Raw genomic sequence first — 18184 nt, 5'->3', positions numbered from 1 at the left:
CAGAGGGAAAACCCATGATCCATCGAATGCTCGTACCGCTCCTGCTGGTAGCCGTTCTGGCGGCCGGCACCGCCGGAGGCGCCACCCGTCCGGCCAAACAGAAGCAAATTACTGCGGCCGCTGTCACCACAAAGGCACCGGAACCGGTGCCGGTCAACATCCTGAGCATCATTCCCGCCCAGGGCGAGCCCAACACGACCGTAACCCTCTCGGGGAGCGGATTCACCGCCGGCACCACGGCCTACCTCGGCAACACCGAGATCCCCGCGCGGGTTGTCGCTACGGACGTTCTCTCCTTCGAGATACCGCGCCTGCAACCCGGGCTCTACGCTCTTTTCGTCAAAAGAGGAGACGGCATCACGAGCCGCACCTACAACTTCTCTGTTCTCCCGCCAAAACCGGTCGTGGAAAGCATGTACCCCGAAACCGTGGACATGTGCTCCCCGGGGGGCGAGCGGTCCGTCACCATCACTGGCAGGAATTTTCAGGCCGAGAGCAGGGTCCTGTTCAACGGTGCAGTGGTGAAGAGCAGTTTCGGCTCATCCCAGATCCTCTCCTTCACCGTCCCTCCCGTCCAGGCGGGACTTCATCAGATACAGGTAAAAAACGCCGAGGACACGGCTACCACTCCCGTCACCCTCGTGGTGCGCGGTACCCCGGAAATCTTCGGCGTGGTGCGCGGCGAGAGCTCGGTGAATTACTACAACCTGGTGATCGAGGGCAGGAACTTCCAGCCAGGGGCAACGCTGTCAATCGAGGAGAGCGGCCTGCAACTGGGGCTTAACGCGGGGGGGGGCAAACGCCTCAGGGCAGGGGCAACAGGGGAACGAGACATGCTGATCTACGTGGACTGTTCGAGACTGGTCTACCAGCGGTATCCGGTCGATCCGACCGACAAGGATCTACGGTTGCAGGTCATCAATCCCGGTGGCGAAACCAGCTCGGTCGTACAGGTATCCGCTCCGTAAAACAAACGGCGCGCCGGACGGAAAGCAACCGCCGGCACGCCGGAATGCGTCTGATGCATGAGGGGCAGAGAGTGCGGAGCCTTCGGCTATCCCTTGTGGGACTTGTAGTTCAGGACCTGCAAATCCCCCTCGACCCTCTCGACACCTTCGACGGCGGTGGCGAGGCGGATCGCCTCCCGTTTTTCCGCCTCGGAATGCACGTGACCGGAGAAGTTCACTACCGTGCCGGACACGCTGATCCTGAAATGGATGTACTCGATGTCGGCAGACTTGAGAAAGGCCGTTTCCACTCTCTTGGCAAGAATGGTTTCATCGATCACCTGCTTCAGACGCTCCTCCCCCTCCTTGAGCCGGGGGTCCTTCGCCGCCGCGATGATGCTTTCGATGATCGCAGTCTGGCTCATGCGCTCGGTGTTAAACGTCAGGTCGTAGCCGAGCGAATCGTTCCAGTTGCGGTTGAAATAAAAATGAATGAAGCCGCCCCGTTGGTGATCGCTCTTGCGGATCAGTTCCCGCGCCAGATCAGGATCGATCCATTCGCGCTCGGAAAAGCTTTCAACCCGGTGTTCAAAGGGGGCGATGAAGCGGATTCTGAGAATATTCTCCACGTCGGAGAGCAGGTCCTGGGCGCCGCGGCCGTACAGGATCACGTTTCCCTGTTTGACACAGTCGAGAATTACGATTTCGATGGTGTTGAGATGTGCGGCATGCATCCGGTCCTCGGTAGTGATATAGACCGGCGGCTTCTCGTCCACCCGCTTGAGGAGCTCCTTGTCAAGGCCGTAACGGGGTGCAAGCTCCGCGATCTTATTGCCGTCGACAAGGGTATGTTTGAGGCGCTTGGCCACCTCGCGGGCAATCTGGTAAGCTCCCGTACCCATCTCTCTGGAGATCGTAATTACTGCCATGTGCCCTCCTGTTCTGGGGAAAGTGACTAATCCTAGCATGAGGAATTGGTGTATACAAGGAGTTATTTTGACCAGCAATTACAGCATGTTAAAGTCTATGCGCCGGCGTGCGGACGAGGTGTGTCGTGAACGGCGCCTTTGATCTCGTCATCCGGTTCCTTCTGTTCGCCATGCTTCACTCGGTTGCGGCCCTGCCAGGCGTTCAGCAGCGCATCGGCAACGTGTTTCCGAGGGGATTCCGCTTCTATCGGGCAGCCTACAATCTTGCCGCACTGGTCACCTTCGGGTGGGTTATGGCTGCATGGCCCCTGTCACCGGTTATCTATCTGGTGCCCGGTGCGGGAAGCCTGGCTTTCCATGCGGTGCAGGCCTTCGCCCTGCTGCAGATGATACGCTGCGTCTCCCGGACCGGCATGGCGGATTTCCTCGGCATCCCGCACCTGAGGCGGGAGATTGCCGCACACGAGTTGGTCACCACGGGATGCTACGGCACAGTCCGCCACCCGCTCTACGGGCTATCCATGGTCTTTTGCCTCTTCAACCCGCTCATGACCGTGAAATGGCTCTTGTTTACCCTTATGGCAGGGGGATATTTCGTGGTGGGGGCCGTGGTGGAGGAACGGAGGCTCGAAAGGGAATTCGGTGACGCCTATCGCAGCTACCGGCGCCAAGTTCCGATGTTCATCCCGCGGATGGGGAGATTCGCGGCGAAAGAGTAGCGGTGCCTCTCAGTGCGACCGTGCGCGCAGGAACGCTGCGGCCGCGTCAGGGGTAAGCGGCTGGCTGAAGAGGAACCCCTGGACCTCGGCACAGCCGTTTGCCCGGAGAAAGGCGAACTGCTCAAGGGTTTCGACCCCTTCGGCAATAACGTTCAGACCAAGGTTGCGGGCCATGGCAATGATGGCGGCCGTCAAGCCCGCCGCGGCCGGATCGGCGGAAATGTCCCGGACAAAGGAGCGGTCGATCTTGAGAGCATCGAGCGGAAAGCGCGACAGCCTGCTGAGGGACGAGTAGCCGGTGCCGAAATCGTCGACGGAAAAACGGACCCCCATCTTCTTCAGATCGCGAATGACCGCTGCCGCATCCTCTTCGTTGGACATGAAGACCCCCTCGGTGATTTCCAGCTCCAGATGCGACGGAGGCAGCCCGGTGGCGCGCAGCACCTTCCTCACCAACTCGGCCAGGCGGCGCGACCGGAACTGGAGGCTGGAAAGATTAACCGCCACCCGTACCGGCGGGAGCCCCTCATGGAGCCAGGTAACCGCCTGGGCACAGGCGTTCCAGAGAACCCACTCGCCAATCGATGCGATCAGGCCGGTTTCCTCGGCCAAGGGGATGAAGTCGTCCGGCGGGACCACGTCGCAACCCGGCCGGTGCCAGCTCAACAGGGCCTCCATCCCCACCACGCGTCCCGTGGCAGCATCCAACTGAGGTTGGTAGCAGAGGCGGAATTCATTCCGTTTGAGCGCCCAACGCAGGCTGTTTTCCAGGGTCAGCCGCTCGAGCGCCATGGCGTTCATGGAGCCCGAATAGTACTGATAGGTATTGCGGCCCAGTTCTTTGGCGTGATACATGGCCGTGTCCGCATTGCGCAGAAGCTGGTCGCAGTCTTCGCCATCGGCTGGAAAGAGGCTGATGCCGATGCTTGCCCCCACGAAGACCTCGTGGCCGCCGATAACGTAACGTTTCGACAGGGCGGTGATGATGCGTTGCGAAACCCTGGCGGCATCCTGGGGATGGGCCAGATCGGTCAGCAGAATGGTGAACTCGTCCCCGCCCATGCGGGAGATGAAGGGGCTCGCATCCTCGTGGGAGGCATGGGTGAGCGTATCGCTGCGCCGCAGGCATTTCATCAGCCGGCCGGCCGCCTCCTGAAGCAGCCGGTCGCCCGCATGGTGCCCCAGGGTATCGTTAACCTTTTTGAAGTGGTCGAGATCCAGGAACAGGACTGCCATCATGAAGCCGTTGCGCTGGGCAAAGGCCAGGGCCTGCTCCATCCGCTCCTCGAACTGGAACCGGTTGGGCAGTGCCGTCAGGGTATCGTGATGGGCAAGGTAGCGAATCCGCTCTTCGGCAAGGGTGCGGTCGGTTATGTCGTGGACCGTTCCCACCAGCCTTGACGTCCGCCCGTCATCTGCGGACAGAAGCTCGGCATGCTGGCTGACGATCCGCTCAACACCATCATCGAGAACGATCCGGTGATCCATGCAGTAGCCGATACCGGTCCGGAACGCCTGAAAGATGGCCTTCTTGACCGTTACCCGGTCTTCGGGATGCACCCGGCGCATCAGGGCCCGGTGACTCTTCCCCTGCCGATGGTCCCTGATGCCGAAAATGCGGCACGACTCCTCGGAGCAGGTAAAGACGTTGGTCTCCAGGTCGAACTCCCAGTTTCCCAGGCGGGCAATGCGTTGAGCGTTGTACAGCATGGTCCTGCTCTTGTGAAGCTCATCGAAAGCGAGCTTGGCGCGCAGCAGATAACGGATACGACGGGGCAGCAGAACCCAGTCGATCGGCTTGGCCAGGAAGTCCGAGGCCCCTGCCTCGTAGGCTTCATCAATGGCACCGGTATCATCGAGACTCGTCATGACGACGATCTGAGCGCGGTCTCCTCCCGGCAGACGGCGAATACGCCGGCAGACGTCAAACCCGCCCATGCCGGGCATCACCACGTCGAGCAGAACGATGTCGGGGACAAGCCGGCTGAACATCTCAATGGCGGTAGCGCCGTCGCCGGCCTCGACCACCGCGAAGCCCCCCTGCTCCACGGCGCGCCGGGCAAGGACGCGCACCAGCTCATCGTCGTCAATGATCATTACGGTGGTTGAGGCCCCGTCCTTGCCCTCTTTTCTCATCTCACGCTCCGGTGCGCTCATGCTCCAGCGCGGCACACACCCTGATGAATTCCGACTCCATGCGTGAAAGCAGCCGCAACGGCAGGGCGTCTTCCCCTTCGCCGGGTCGTTCCATCTCCCCGCACAGGGCTGCGAGGGCAACGGCTCCCAGATTGAGGCATCCCGATTTGAGGGTGTGGGCGGCCCGACGCGCAGCAGGCAGGTTCTCCCGTGCCAGTGCCTCCCTCATGTCACGCAGGTGCCGCGGTGAATCGGAAATGAAGATATCAATGACACGGTCGAGGAGCCCCTCGGATCCGCCCGCCTCCAGGGCACGAATGCCATCCAGAATGTGACGGTCGAGGATGCCTTCCGCCTCCCCGCTCCCCTCTCCATCCGTGCCAGCGCATGTTGTGAACGGCGCCGCTCCGTCAGGCGTGCTCAGCCAGCGCCTAAGAACCGTCACCAGGTCATGGCGCAGAACCGGCTTGATGAGGTAATCATCCATTCCCGCCACCAGACAGGCCTCCCGGTCCCCAGCCTCTACCCTTCCGGTGAGGGCGATGATGTGAGTTCGGCCTGCGAGCTGTCCGGCGCGCTCCATGCGGCGGATTTCGGTGGTGGCGACAATCCCGTCCATGCCTGCCATCTGGCAATCCATGAACACCATGTCGAACCGATCCGCCGAGATGGCAGCCACTGCGTCGGCACCGTCCGGGACCACCACGACATCCGCGCCGAGGCTCCGGAGCATCTCCTGCAGTACCGTTCGGTTGACGGCGTTATCCTCTGCCAGCAGCAGGCGGAACGGGAAAGACCCGACTGCTTCAGGGGACGGTTCCGGCTCCGGCTCACCCGTATCCGGCACCAGCGGCAGGGTGACCGTAAACCGGAAGATCGACCCGCACCCCGGCTCACTGTCGCAACTGGCCGTACCCCCCATGAGCTCCACCAGGTGGCGGACAATGGCGAGCCCCAGCCCGGTTCCCCCGAATCGGCGGGTATTGGAGTCATCGGCCTGGGTGAACGGGTGGAACAGACGGGGCAGCATATCCTGGGGAATGCCGATCCCCGTATCGCTTATGATGCAATTGAGTCGGCAGATCCCCCCCTCCACGCTCCCGCGAACAGTCAGGGTGATGGTCCCCTTGAGGGTGAATTTCACGGCATTGTCGAGAAGATTCCCCAACACCTGGCGGAGCCTGTGACGGTCACCCATAAGCCGGTCGGGCACCTCCCCTTCCATGGCGTATTCCAGGAAGACCCCCTTCTGGCGAGCCCGCTCACCATAGATGGTGGCCATTTCTTCAAAGACACGGCGGGCCGCAAAGGGCAGTTGTTCCATCTTCAGCTTTCCCGACTCAATACGGGAAAAATCGAGCAGATCATTAATGACCTGCATGAGCAGTTCGCCGGATGATCGGATGATCTCCGCATACTCGCGCTGCTTGTGTTGAAGGTCGGTTTCGAGAAGGAGGCTGACCATGCCGAGAACGCCGTTCATGGGCGTACGGATTTCGTGACTCACGTTGGCCAGAAACCGTGATTTCGACTGGCTGGCGGAATCAGCGGCCTCTTTTGCCTTGCTCAGGTCGGCAACAGCCCGTCCCAGTTCCTCGTTGGTCCGCGACAGATCCTCGGTGCGGCGGGTGACTTCCGCCTCCAGGTCTTCGCGATTCCGCTTCAGACTCGCGTCGCTCTCTTCGATGATCTGAAGCATCCTGTTAAAGCCCGACACGAGTTCGCCGATCTCGTCGACGCCCCCCCCCGCGGCCCGTACCGAGTAGTTGTGCTCTTCAGAAACGCGCCGCGTAACCTCAAGCAGCTCGGTAATAGGCGCAGAAACCCGTCGCTGCAGCTTTGACGAAAGAACGTAGGCAAAGGCGGAGAGCATAATCAGCAACGCCCCTCCGCTCAGCGCATACCAGCGCAAACGCGAACGGATCTCCCGATGATCGGCCCGCAGATAGACGGTGCCGATGACTTCACCGTCTAACGTTACCGGCCTGAACACGTCGAGGTGATCGCCATGCCAGCGGTGACTGGGGAGGGGATCTCCCACCTTTTCCACCATCTGTTGCCGATACTCGATCCAGGTGGTCACATCATCTGCCGACGAGTCTGAGGCGGGCGATGCCAGTGACCCCTTCCGCCGGTAATGCGCAAAGATCGAACCATCCTTGAGGTAGATACGCCCCACGATGATGTGCGGGTCCGCCTTGAGGACATCCAGCATCTCCGATACGGTGCGGACATCGTTAAACACGATGCTGGCCGCGCTTTTATCGCCAACGACCTCTGCAATGATCTCCAGCCGTTTCCGGAGTTCTGCGGGCTCCATTGTCAGGTCCCGCGCCACGAATCCGGCAAACGCCAGGATCAGCACTGTCACGCAGGTGGCCATGGTGACCAGGGTGAGCCTGCGGTCAAGGGACAGGGATATCCCCCTTGTCATAGGCCCTTCCCCATAGTGCCGCGCCTGCGCACTGCGGTCTCAAATGCATTGTTATTACATCTTTTAAACATACTCATAACAGAACGCTAAAACGCACCGAAAGACACGAGCGGGCGATAACCCGCTTGCGACGCCGACCCGGGAAATCAGACGATCCTGACCCGTTTAACGCCGGACACGGACGCCACTGCATCCATGATGCCGCATGCGGGACTGCGGGAAGTGGCTTTGACCTGGTAGGAGATCCGGAGACTCGCGGCAGTCACATCCCGTTCCACACTCATCGTAAGCACCTGGAGGCGACACTCTTGCAAGATATGTTCGATACGTTCCAACTGTCCTTCCAGGTCGTCGCTCCAGACCTTGACGGACGTGTACATATCCCGGGAAAGCAGTCCCTCGACCCTTTTGAGCAGAAGGAGAGCCGCCAGCGAGATGGCAGTCACGAACAGCGGGATGGCGAACAGGCCGATGCCGCAGGACAATCCGATGGCAGCGGCGACCCAGAGGCAGGCAGCAGTGGTAAGCCCTCGGATGGAGGTCCCTTCACGGATTATGGCCCCGGCTCCCAGAAAGCCGATGCCGGTCACCACCTGGGCCGCCACACGGCCGGGGTCGACGCCTATGGGGCCTATGCCGCTCGTGTTGGCATAGAGGCGATGGAACTCGATGGAAGTGGCAACAAAGAGACAAGCTCCGAGGGAAACGAGCAGGTGGGTTCTGAAACCGGCGGGCCGGCCGTGGAGTTCGCGCTCCAAACCAATGAGGGCGCCAAGGACGGACGCGAGAACAAGTCTCCCTATCATCTCCAACGTGAAATCCATGGTTCCTCACAGGCGTCGGCACGTGGTCCGACGGCGGGTGGTGTCAGCCGGCGGCTGGCTCCGGCGCGAGCGCAATGGTCAGGGTGTAGCGGGACTCGCGGCCACCGGCCCGAACCGCGAGAGTCATGCGGCAGCCCCCGTCACTGACGGTCGGGGTGCCGACCAGGTGCAACTCGGGCTCTCCCCCGCCGATGACCGGAACCTCAGGGGACACAGGCTGGCCGCCGACGGCGGACGATGCTGTATCCCCGCGCTCCGACTGCCGGGCGACCCCATCGCCAGGAGGTTCCCCCACGTCCGCAGTGAAGCCCTCCACCCCTTCGCCGTCAGACGCCTGCCGGGCCCGCAGGTTCCGGATCACCGACGAGACCACGCGCGACAAGGCGGACAGGATGCCTTCCCCCGTGACAGCAGAGCAGGGGAGCGCAACCGCATCGACTCCCAGCTCGCAGCGCAGGTCGTCGGCGGAAACGGCATCCGGCAGGTCGCTCTTGTTGCACACCATCTCAAATGGCAGCGTCGAAAGGTCCTGGCCGTACCCGCGGAAAATCTCCCTCAAATCCTCAAGACTCCGCCGGGTGCCGGCAAAACCGCCGGGAGAGGCGTCCGCGACGAACACCACCCCATCCGCACCCTTGAGCACCATTTTCCAGGTGGCGAGATCGGCAACCTCGCCCTGCACCGTGTAGAGATGAAAACGGACCCGGCTGCCGTTCACCTCGCCCAGTTCCGGCGGCATCACATCAAAAAAGAAGAGGCGATCCCGGTGCCCCCCCACGGTTTTGAGGGGCCCCCGGTGCTCCTGCTTCAGCTTGCCGTGGATATGGCGAAGCAGCGTGGCTTTACCGGAAAGGGGTGCGCCGAAGAAGACGATCTTGGCGTTGATCTCGCGTTTCGCGCTGTTGAGCAGGGCCATGGGAATCTCCGGAAAGATGGTGCGTCAAGGCGCAGTTGCCCCCGCTACCGCTTCTCTTTTTTTGCAATGAGCAGCTTCCTCGCCTGGGTCGAGAGAACCGTCTGGATGTTCTTGCTCTTGGCCAGATGGGCCAGGTCCTTCTCGGTCAGGGTCGTCAGCAGGCGAAGCGCTGAATGGATCGGGGTCTTGGGATTCTCGACCAGTGCCTTGCGGATCTGGTAATTCTTGAGCCATTCCTTGCTGGCGCAGACGACCCTGAGAATCTCATCGTTCTGGATCGATGACTTGACAATAGCAAGGACTTCCGACTCGGTAATGCGCGGGTTTCTGATAACCGTCCCCGACACGAGCTTGTTGGAGTCCTTGATGAGAATCATCCGCCATTCCTTGTCGCCGGTCTGGCCTATCTTGATCTTCTCGGCAACCCCCATCACCTTGGCGAGCTGATATTTGCTCTTGAACTGCTCACTCTCCTCGTCCACCGGTTCATCATCCTCTTCGAGGGCCGATTCATCCTGCGGCGGGTGCTCTGCAGCGTGCACAGGGTGCACTGCCGCCGTTCCCGTTGCCGCGGCAATCCCCCGTTCGGCCAGAAAGGCACGGGTACCATCGTCGCAATTGGGGTGAACGGCGATGTGGGCGGCCAGTTCCCCGTGCCGGTAGTGGAGACGCGCAAGGGCATCCAGAACGCGGGGGTGAAGGGTACGGCACGCCACTGCACCGGCCAGGACGGCCAACGGCATGTCTCTCAACCGTTTTCTCGCGCTCCCGTGGACCGCCGTATCTGCATCCAGGGCAAGAAAAAACAGGACCGTCACCTCCTCGGCAGCGGGAAGCGCATGCGCTCCGGCGGTGACCCTCAGTTTCTCCTCCCGGGGTGTATCCTTGCGCAGAAGTGCCGCTGCAGCGGATGATATTCTCAGGGTAACTGCCAGGACGTTCCTCCCGCTACTTGCCGGCCCCGGTAAGGACAGGCTTGAGCCCGGCCTTCCTGAGCATTGCCGCGGCCTTGAGTGCCTCGTCCTTCGTCTCGAACGTGCCGGCGGTCAGCACAAGGGTGGGCACGGATACCGACGCCTTGCGCAGGGCCACCTTTATCCCCAGGGAAGCCAGCCGGGCCTGTTCGCGGTGGGCCCGCTCGGCAACGAAATAGGATCCGGCATAGACCCGATAGATACCGCCTTCGTTCAGAATAAACCCTTCCACCGTGGCATCCTTGAGGCGGGCAAGCTCCCGGCGGGCGCCTTCCTGATCAGCGGCCTCGGTCAGCAACAGGCGGACCATCGGTTCCTTCTTTTTGCTCCCTTCCTTCACAACCGGTGCGAGCCCGGCGTTCCGGACCCGGTCCTTATCCTTGTCCATGGCGGAGGGAACAACATATTCGCCGATTCTGAGGGTGTACGGCCCCGTGGCAGGTACTTTCGCGCCGGTGGCTGCGCTTTTCGCCACAGCGGCGGCCGTGGGCTTCTCCTTCCTGGCTGTCGCAGCAGTCCCTTTTGTGTCGCCGATCTTGGCGGCTGCTGCGACCGGTTCGGCTGTTAAAGGCTTTTTCTTGCCGGAAGCACCACCATCCGCCTTTGCGGCAACAGCGGCTTCGGGCTTTGCCCCCTTGTCGGCAGCCGGCTTTGCGGCTGGCGCGGCTTTCTTTGCGGCTTCCGCCTTGGCCTTGCCCACTGCGGCAGGCGCCGGTGCGGGTTTAGCCGGAGCGGCCTTGGCCACTGCCTGGGGCGCGTGAACCGGCTTCGCGGCCTTGGCAGATGCGGGTTCGGGCTTTTTTACAGCATCCCTGGGCGGCGCGGCCTTCGGGGCCGGCTCTTTCTGAGCCTCGGCTTTCCCGGCCTCCGGCTTGGCAGGCTCGGGTTTGGCGGGTTCGGCTTTCGGGGCAGCGGCAAGCTCGTTTGTCGCCGCGTCCTTGGCACCTTCACCGGCAGGCTGCCCCTCGGGCCGCGGAGGGATGGGCTGCTTGACCTGAACCGGCTGAACCGGTGCGGGAGCCTTCGCTTCTTCACGGGGCTTGATGAAACCGGTGAAATAGTAGAGGTACCCGAATACCGCCACGAGCAGCAGGAGAACGAGCAGGAGTACCCGTGTGTTGCCCCCTTTGTTTTCAGGCTCCCGGCCCGCGGGCTCCTGATCGAATTCGATGTTCATAACGCTCGTTACCTCCTCCGGAAACCGCTGCCGTGCGCAGGGCGGCGGAGCAGCGTGCCGTACGCTCCGCCGCCCGTGACCGCAGCAGCTTAATGGTTATTCTTGCCTTCCGCCTTCTGGGCCTCGGCAACGACCTTCTGGGCCAGATGCGTCGGCACTTCCTCGTAGTGGGAGAACTCCATGGTGAACAGCCCCCGGTCGCTCGTCATGGACTTGAGATCGTTGGCATAGGCCAGCACCTCGGACATGGGGACCACGGCACGGATGATCTGGGAATTGGCCTTGGGCTCAACACCCACCACCTTGCCCCGCCGGGAGTTCAGATCACCGATGACGTCGCCCATGGTCTCTTCGGGCACGGTGACCTTCATGTTCATCATTGGCTCCAGCAGTACCACCTTGGCCGTCTCCATGGCCTTCTTGAACGCCAGGGAGCCGGCCACCTTGAATGCCATTTCCGATGAGTCCGCCGCCTTGAAGTCCACCAGGGGGTAGCCGGCCAGGAAGCCGTCCTGGGAGGCCTCGAATATCCCTTTTTCCACGGCCGGAATATACTGGCGGGGGATGACGCCGCCCACGATCTTGTCTTCGAACTGGAACCCGTCTCCCCGGCCGAGCGGCGAGAATTCCACCCAGCAGTCGCCGTACTGACCCCGGCCGCCGGACTGTTTCTTATACTTGCCCTGGGCCTTGACCTGGGCTTTGAAGGTTTCCAGGTAGGGAACCTTCTGGGTCTTCATTTCCACGTCAACGTTGAACTTCCGCTTGAGCTTCTCGATGGTCACTTCCAGGTGAACCTGCCCCATGCCGGAAAGGATCAGCTCGCGGGTCTTCTCGTCGCGGCGGACCTGGATGGTCTGGTCCTCTTCCATGAGCCGCTGGAGCGCGCCGTGGATCTTGTCCTCGTCATTCTTGGTCTTGGGCTGGACCGCGTAGGAAATTACCGGCTGGAGCGGTTTTGCCGGCTCGTAGACGATGGGGTGATCCTTGTCGCAGAGGGTGTCGCCCGTGAGGGTTTCCTTGAGCTTGGCCACCGCAACGATGTCGCCGGCAACGGCCTGCTTGATCGGCTTCTGCTTTTTGCCCTCCAGCTCATAGATCTGGCCGATCCGCTCCTCGCATTCGCGGACCGGATTGTAGATGGTGGAGTCTGAGTTGAGGGTGCCGGAATAGACCCGAAAGATGGATATCTTGCCGGTGTAGGGATCGGAGGTGGTCTTGAAGACCAGGGCCGAGAAGGGCTCACTCTCCTCCGGTCGCCGCTCGGTCGGTTCGCCGTTCTTGGGATTGGTGCCGGCAACGGCTCCACGGTCCAGGGGGGATGGCAGGCAGGCGCAGATATAGTCCAGCAGATGGCGCACCCCGATGTTCATGGTGGCCGAACCGCAGAAGACCGGCGTGAAGGTGTACCGCAGGGTTCCCACCCGCAGGCCGTCCAGGATCTCCTCCTCGGTCAGCTCGCCCGTTTCCAGGTACTTCTCAGTGAGGCCGTCATAGGCCTCGGCCACGGTTTCAACCAGATGTTCGCGGAGCCGCTGGGCCTCGTCACGGTACTCGGCGGGAATGTCTTCTTCCGTGAAGGTGCCGGAGGTGTCTTTGGCGTAACGATACGCCTTCATGGTGATCAGGTCGATGACCCCCTCGAAGGTCTCGGCCGCGCCAAGCGGCATCTGGACGGCAACCCCACGGGCCTTGAGCGATTTCTCCATGTCGTCGATGGCCCGCAGGAAATTGGCATATTCCCGGTCCATCTTGTTCACGAAGGCGATGCGCGGCAGCTCGAACTCGTTGGCCCACTCCCAGACCTCCTCGGTCTGTACCTTGACCCCCGAGATGGCGGAGAGGATGACGACGCAGCCACCCAGGGCACGCATGCAGGCCCGGGTATCGGCGATGAAGTTGCCGTAGCCGGGGGTGTCGACGATATGCAGTGAATGACCGTTCCACTCGCAGTGGTCCAGGGAGGACGAAATCGTGATCTTGCGCTTGATTTCCTCGGGCTCGAAATCCATGGTGGAGGTGCCGTCGTCCACCCGGCCGAGGCGGTCGATCATCCCGGCCGTGTACAGGATGGCCTCGGCAAGCGAGGTCTTGCCGGCGCCCCGTGGGCCACAATTCCAAGGTTTCTCAGCTTCGCGGTATCATACTTGCCCATACATCCTCCCGTGACGTGTAAGGTAGGGGTCGACGCCGACCCGTGATTCCCACAGTGGGCACTTCACATCCGCTGCAATTATCCGCTGTCTCACTCCCTGTTTCGTTCGTACAGTATGCGCAATCCCTCCAGTGTCAGATATTCCTCAACAGCATCGATGGTCTTGGACTCGGGAGCCAAGAGCGACGCCAGCCCCCCGGTGGCGACGACCCGGGGCGCATCCTTGCTCTCGGCCTTCATCCGGGTGACGATCTCATCCACGAGTCCCACGTAGCCATAGTAAATTCCCGCCTGCATCGAATTGACCGTGTTCCTGGCAATGATGACAGGCGGACGCACGATATCAACCCGGGGCAGCTTGCTGGCCCGCTGGAACAGGGCCTCGGTGGAAATGACGAGTCCCGGCGCGATGGCCCCCCCGCAGTACTCTCCCTTGCGGTTCACGTAGTCGAACGTAGTAGCGGTGCCGAAATCGACGATAATGAGAGAGGTGCGGTATTTCTCGTACCCCGCCACCGCGTTCACGATCCGGTCGGCCCCCACCTCGCGGGGGTTGTCGTACTGGATCGGCATGCCGGTCCTGATGCCCGGACCCACCACCAGGGGGCGCATCCCGAAATACCCCAGGGAAAGGCGCTCCAGCACGCCGGTGAGGGGCGGCACCACCGAGGAAATGATCACGCGCGGATCTGATCGAGCCCGAGACCGGCCAACCGGAACAACTCATTTATGAGAATACCGTACTCGTCTGCGGTACGGGCCTTGTCGGTCGAGAGACGCCAGTCCCGTACCAGACGCTCGCCGTCGTAGATGCCGAGCACGATGTTGGTATTCCCCACGTCTATGACAAGAAGCACTACGTCCTCCACACTGTGAGACGTCCTCCGGGAATACGGCGTTACCGCCGCACCCTCACCCTTCGAGCGAAACATCCCCCGCCAGCACCCGCTCCAGTGAGCCTCCGGCGGTCCTTACCAGCAAGGCGCCGATCTCGTCTATCCCTTCAACCGTACCGGCGAGGATGCCGGCACCGCCATCCACCGTCACCCGCCGCCCCATGACGGCGCTGCGGGCCAGCCAGGCATCGCGCACGGGAGGAAACCCCTTCAGCAGATACTCATCGTACAGGCGATCCAGTGACTCCAGCAGCGACCTGACAAACGGAATGCGCTCCACGGTCCGCCCCGCCTCCAGGGCCAGGGAACTGGCCGGGTAGCGAAGACCGTCGGGGAACTGATCCCGCTCCATGTTGATGTTGACACCGATCCCCAGAACGAGGTACTCCACCCGCTCCGTCTCGGCGCTCAACTCACTGAGCATTCCCGCCACCTTGAAGCCGTTCGCCAGGATATCGTTGGGCCACTTGATGGCGGGCACAAGCCCCGAGGTGCGCTCGATGGCCTCGGCCGTGGCCACGGCCGACAGAAGGGTGAGTTGCGGTGAATGAAGCGGCGAGATGGGAGGACGGAGGATGACCGAGCAGTAGACGTTTACCCCCGGCGGAGATTCCCAGCGCCGGCCCAGTCGTCCCTTGCCGCCGGTCTGGGCGTCCGCCAGCACCACGGTCCCCTCGGCAGCGCCTTCGGCGGCCAGTTGCGAGGCCACCGTATTGGTGGACCCCGTTTCCCTGAAACAGACAACATGGGTGCCGATCCGGCGAACCGCGAGCCCGGCGGAGATTTCGGCCGGGGTAAGGATATCGGGAGAGGCCACGAGACGGTAGCCGCGTGAGGGAACCGACTCGATGCGATAGCCCAGATTTTTGAGATTCTTGATATGCTTCCAGACCGCCGTCCGCGAAACACCCAGCAGAGTGCTCAGGACCTCCCCGGAGACGAACCCGCCCGAACGGCTCCGGAACAGCTCCAGGATCTTCCGGTCCATGTCCCGGTCGGCCGCCTCTGCGGGGCGTGGGCGCTCCCCGCTCACTCGGCCTCCAACAGCATGGAGATGTCCATGGCTCGGGCCGAGTGAGTCAATGCGCCCACGGAAATGATATCGACCCCGGTTTCGGCGATTCCCCGCACCGTTTCCAGGTTCACCCCCCCCGATGCCTCCACCAGAGCCCGGCCCGCGATGAGGGCAACCGCACTGCGCATGGCAGCCAGGTCCATGTTGTCCAGCATGATGATGTCAGCCCCGGCCCCCAGGGCCTCGGCAACCTCTTCAAGGCATTCGGTCTCCACTTCGATCTTCATGGTGTGGGGAATGTAGGCCCGGGCCCGGCGAATCGCCTCGGCAATCCCGCCGGCAGCGGCAATGTGGTTTTCCTTGATGAGAACGCCGTCGTACAGGCCGGTCCGGTGATTGATGCCCCCGCCCAACCGCACCGCGTACTTGTCCAGGATGCGAAGGCCCGGCATGGTTTTGCGGGTGTCCACAATGCGGGCTCCGGTTCCGGCCACCGCCTCCACGTAGCGGGCGGTGAGCGTTGCAATGCCGCACATGCGCTGAAGAAGATTGAGCGCCACCCGCTCACCCTGCAGCAGCATGGCCGAATCACCGGCCATCTCGGCGAGCAGTGCACCCGCCTCCACTCGCGCACCGTCGGGGAAACGGGCATCGAACCTGACGGTCGGGTCGAGACGGTGGAAAACGCGTGCCGCCACGCCGATGCCCCCAAGGACGAGCGGCTCCTTGGCAATCAGGCGGGCGCGGGCAGGACGCGGCTCGGGGACTACGGAAAGGGTCGTGATGTCGCCGGTATGGATATCTTCCCGGAGGCGTTGTCGATAATGGAATCAAGGCCGGTCATGCCGGTGCACCTCGCTTGGGCTCCGCGCGCTTCAGACGCGCGGGTAAATTGAGCCTTATATAGCACAGGACGCGGAACCCCGCAACCGCAAAGAGGGCGCGCCATCACGCGGTTTACGGCGGTGCGCGGACCGACCCCTCTGCCGAGAGCCAGTCGTTGACTTACCACCCCCTCTGGATTAGAATAAACCGTTTTTCTCATCGGAAAGGCGCCATTCAATGCCCACATTCCAGCGACGCTTCAGCATCGTCCAGAAGTTGATCGCCAGCTACGCGGTCGTCATATTCCTCACGACCGCGGCACTGGTCTTCGCTTTGCTGGGTCTTTACTCCCAAAACAGGACTGCAAAGGAAATCGCCCGGACCGACCTTTTCGTCATCAGCGCCACCTATCGACTCCGCGAGTCGCTCAGCGCCCAGGACCGCTTTGCCGGGCGCTACCTGATCCTCAAAAGTGGCGAATTCAAAGATCTTTTCAACCAGCGCCAGAGCGAGTTCATGACAATTCTCGGCGAATTGGGAAGACGGGGCAACGATCAGCCTTCCGCGACCTGGTTGCCAGCTATGAAAAGTACCGGCAGGTCACCGAACGCATCTTCGCCACCGGCAACGGCGACCCCCTGGCCGCCCGAAAGGACTCGGACGAAGTTGCCGCCCGCATCGACGCCATCTCGGCCCTGCGGCGCACGCTCCTCGACCAGAAGCTGGCCGAGGCGGACCGGCGCAAATCGGCCACGGTACGCCTGGCCCTGATCCTGGCCTTTTCGGGCTTCATCCTCGCCCTCACCGTGGCCTCGTTGACCGTTCATTCAATCTCGACCGCCATTACCAAACTCAAAAAGGGGATGCACCGGATCGCCGAGGGGGATTTCGATTACGATCCCCAGTTGCCAGCCGGAGACGAAATCGGCGCCCTGGCCGGCGACTTCGTCCGCATGGGGAAAAAGCTCAAGGAACTGGAACAGATGAGCCTCGACGCCAGCCCTCTCACGAGGCTGCCGGGCAACATCGCCATCGAGCGGGTCCTCAACCGTCGGCTCCAGTCGGGTGAACCCTTTGCGGTCTGCTACGCCGATCTGGACAATTTCAAGGCGTTCAACGACCATTACGGGTATATAAAAGCAAGCGAAGTGATAAAATTGACGGCAGAGTTGATCCACGATATAGTCCGGCAGGTGGCGGGAGGCGATGCCTTTGTGGGCCACGTGGGGGGCGACGACTTCGTCATGGTGGTGGCTTCCGACAAGGGCGGACCGGTATGCGAGCGCGTCATCACCCGCTTCGACGACTTCATCCGCCAGCATTACAGCCCCGAGGACCTGGCCAAAGGCGCCATCGAGGGGGTCGACCGTTACGGCGTACCGCGTACCTTCCCCATCATGAGCATTTCAATCGCCGTGGTCATCTGCAGTCGCGAGAAATTCGCCTCAGCCGTTGATGTCGCCAAGGCGGCCGCCGACATCAAAGACTTGCTGAAAAGCAAGCCGGGCAGCAACTACCTCATCAACCGGCGCAAAGGAAAACGATGAAACTTCGCCTGCTCGCGGCTGTCCTGATCCTGATCCTGCCGACCGGCTGCGCTCCCGTGCGCAAAGCAGTGACGGACATTCGGCAACGCTCGGCCCAGGAAGAAAAGCTGAGCCTGGCGGTGGAACTCATCGCCCGGGGGCGTACCGACAACGCCGCCGTGCTTCTCGACGCCATCATTATCGAAAAACCCGTCCGCGGCGTCACCGACGAGGCCCTCTTCCGCCTGGCCCTGCTGCGGCTGCCCAGCGAGCCCCGCACCGGAGACATCGCCAAGGCCACAAAGCTTCTGGACCAACTGCAACGGGACTATCCCGACAGCCCCTGGGCCCACCAGGCCCTTCCCCTCAGCGACTTCATCGCTGAGATTCCGGCCCGCATCGAGGCAGCGGGCGAGCTGCGCCGCCAGCTCAAAACGCTGCGCGACCTGAACCTGTCCCTGACCAGGGAAAACAAGGAACTGAGGCTCAACCTGGAAAAGCTCAAAACCCTTGATCTTGAGCTGGAGAGAAAGCTGAAGCCGTAAAGCAAGAGTGTCAATTTTTCCGTCTCAACGGGGTATAGTACCCCCCATTAATGTAAGTATTTCCGACACTCCATTCGACAACAACGGGCGCCGTCAAACCAACAAGCAAGAATCATTAGCTTTTTTACAATCAACACTCTGGCACTCTAGTTGCTTTTCCTCTGTC

11 protein-coding genes and 4 pseudogenes are annotated in these 18184 nt (G+C 61.9%); 4 read left to right on the top strand and 11 right to left on the bottom strand.

Annotation, left to right across the window (positions count from 1 at the left end):
• Positions 1-14 precede the first annotated feature (14 nt).
• Entirely contained in the window at positions 15-968 is a 954-nt protein-coding gene (locus A2G06_07235) for a transcription factor (protein ID ANA40137.1), read from the top strand.
• An 86-nt stretch (positions 969-1054) separates the two neighbouring features.
• On the opposite strand, the gene A2G06_07230 is transcribed toward A2G06_07235, so the two are convergent.
• Positions 1055-1876: a transporter gene (locus tag A2G06_07230; GenBank protein ANA40136.1), complete on the bottom strand. Its 822-nt coding sequence runs from the start codon at positions 1874-1876 to the stop codon at positions 1055-1057.
• Positions 1877-2001: 125 nt separating this feature from the next.
• Between A2G06_07230 and A2G06_07225 the strand changes: the two genes are divergently transcribed.
• The gene (locus A2G06_07225) at positions 2002-2595 is read left to right on the top strand and encodes a hypothetical protein (protein ANA40135.1); all 594 of its coding nucleotides are present in this window, start codon (positions 2002-2004) and stop codon (positions 2593-2595) included.
• A 9-nt stretch (positions 2596-2604) separates the two neighbouring features.
• Here the strand turns inward: A2G06_07225 and A2G06_07220 are convergent, their stop codons facing one another.
• The 10 genes and pseudogenes from A2G06_07220 to A2G06_07175 all read right to left on the bottom strand — a co-directional run bounded on the left by A2G06_07220 (position 2605) and on the right by A2G06_07175 (position 15966).
• Positions 2605-4731 (bottom strand): diguanylate cyclase, encoded by a 2127-nt coding sequence (locus tag A2G06_07220; GenBank protein ANA40134.1) that lies wholly within the window; start codon positions 4729-4731, stop codon positions 2605-2607.
• Position 4732: 1 nt separating this feature from the next.
• The gene (locus A2G06_07215) at positions 4733-7165 is read right to left on the bottom strand and encodes a hybrid sensor histidine kinase/response regulator (GenBank protein ANA40133.1); all 2433 of its coding nucleotides are present in this window, start codon (positions 7163-7165) and stop codon (positions 4733-4735) included.
• Positions 7166-7311: 146 nt separating this feature from the next.
• The gene (locus A2G06_07210; GenBank protein ANA40132.1) at positions 7312-7989 is read right to left on the bottom strand and encodes a magnesium transporter MgtC; all 678 of its coding nucleotides are present in this window, start codon (positions 7987-7989) and stop codon (positions 7312-7314) included.
• Between the two features lie 43 nt (positions 7990-8032).
• Positions 8033-8905 carry a GTP-binding protein gene (locus tag A2G06_07205; protein ANA40131.1) on the bottom strand — a complete coding sequence of 291 codons (873 nt, stop codon included), beginning with the start codon at positions 8903-8905 and terminating at the stop codon, positions 8033-8035.
• A 44-nt stretch (positions 8906-8949) separates the two neighbouring features.
• Positions 8950-9879, bottom strand: a complete 930-nt coding sequence (locus tag A2G06_07200; GenBank protein ANA40130.1) for a hypothetical protein — start codon at positions 9877-9879, stop codon at positions 8950-8952.
• Entirely contained in the window at positions 9854-11056 is a 1203-nt protein-coding gene (locus A2G06_07195) for an SPOR domain-containing protein (GenBank protein ID ANA40129.1), read from the bottom strand. Before A2G06_07195 ends, A2G06_07200 begins: the two co-directional genes overlap by 26 nt.
• Positions 11057-11145: 89 nt before the next feature.
• Positions 11146-13211 (bottom strand): annotated as a pseudogene (fusA, locus tag A2G06_07190) (elongation factor G).
• Positions 13212-13301: 90 nt separating this feature from the next.
• Positions 13302-14068: pseudogene (locus A2G06_07185) on the bottom strand (type III pantothenate kinase).
• A gap of 55 nt (positions 14069-14123) precedes the next feature.
• Positions 14124-15140: a bifunctional biotin operon repressor/biotin--[acetyl-CoA-carboxylase] ligase gene (locus A2G06_07180; protein ANA40128.1), complete on the bottom strand. Its 1017-nt coding sequence runs from the start codon at positions 15138-15140 to the stop codon at positions 14124-14126.
• A pseudogene (locus tag A2G06_07175) lies at positions 15137-15966 on the bottom strand (nicotinate-nucleotide diphosphorylase (carboxylating)). Before A2G06_07175 ends, A2G06_07180 begins: the two are co-directional and overlap by 4 nt.
• 218 nt (positions 15967-16184) lie before the next feature.
• Here A2G06_07175 and A2G06_07170 point away from each other — a divergent pair.
• Both A2G06_07170 and A2G06_07165 read left to right on the top strand, forming a co-directional pair.
• A pseudogene (locus tag A2G06_07170) lies at positions 16185-17494 on the top strand (diguanylate cyclase).
• Positions 17491-18018: a hypothetical protein gene (locus tag A2G06_07165; protein ID ANA40127.1), complete on the top strand. Its 528-nt coding sequence runs from the start codon at positions 17491-17493 to the stop codon at positions 18016-18018. Before A2G06_07170 ends, A2G06_07165 begins: the two are co-directional and overlap by 4 nt.
• Positions 18019-18184 lie beyond the last annotated feature (166 nt).

It is taken from the genome of Geobacter anodireducens, from assembly GCA_001628815.1.
GTDB lineage: Bacteria > Desulfobacterota > Desulfuromonadia > Geobacterales > Geobacteraceae > Geobacter > Geobacter anodireducens.
The sequence above is the reverse complement of the archived record's forward strand: the minus strand, read 5'-3'. Positions and strand labels throughout refer to the sequence as shown.

Bases quoted from the DNA above. Each gene is read 5' to 3' on its own strand.
- A2G06_07235 (ANA40137.1), top strand. From the start codon at position 15: ATGATCCATCGAATGCTCGTACCGCTCCTGCTGGTAGCCGTTCTGGCG.
- A2G06_07195 (ANA40129.1), bottom strand. From the start codon at position 11,056: ATGAACATCGAATTCGATCAGGAGCCCGCGGGCCGGGAGCCTGAAAAC.
- A2G06_07230 (ANA40136.1), bottom strand. From the start codon at position 1,876: ATGGCAGTAATTACGATCTCCAGAGAGATGGGTACGGGAGCTTACCAG.
- A2G06_07210 (ANA40132.1), bottom strand. From the start codon at position 7,989: ATGGATTTCACGTTGGAGATGATAGGGAGACTTGTTCTCGCGTCCGTC.
- A2G06_07215 (ANA40133.1), bottom strand. From the start codon at position 7,165: ATGACAAGGGGGATATCCCTGTCCCTTGACCGCAGGCTCACCCTGGTC.
- A2G06_07165 (ANA40127.1), top strand. From the start codon at position 17,491: ATGAAACTTCGCCTGCTCGCGGCTGTCCTGATCCTGATCCTGCCGACC.
- A2G06_07205 (ANA40131.1), bottom strand. From the start codon at position 8,905: ATGGCCCTGCTCAACAGCGCGAAACGCGAGATCAACGCCAAGATCGTC.
- A2G06_07220 (ANA40134.1), bottom strand. From the start codon at position 4,731: ATGAGAAAAGAGGGCAAGGACGGGGCCTCAACCACCGTAATGATCATT.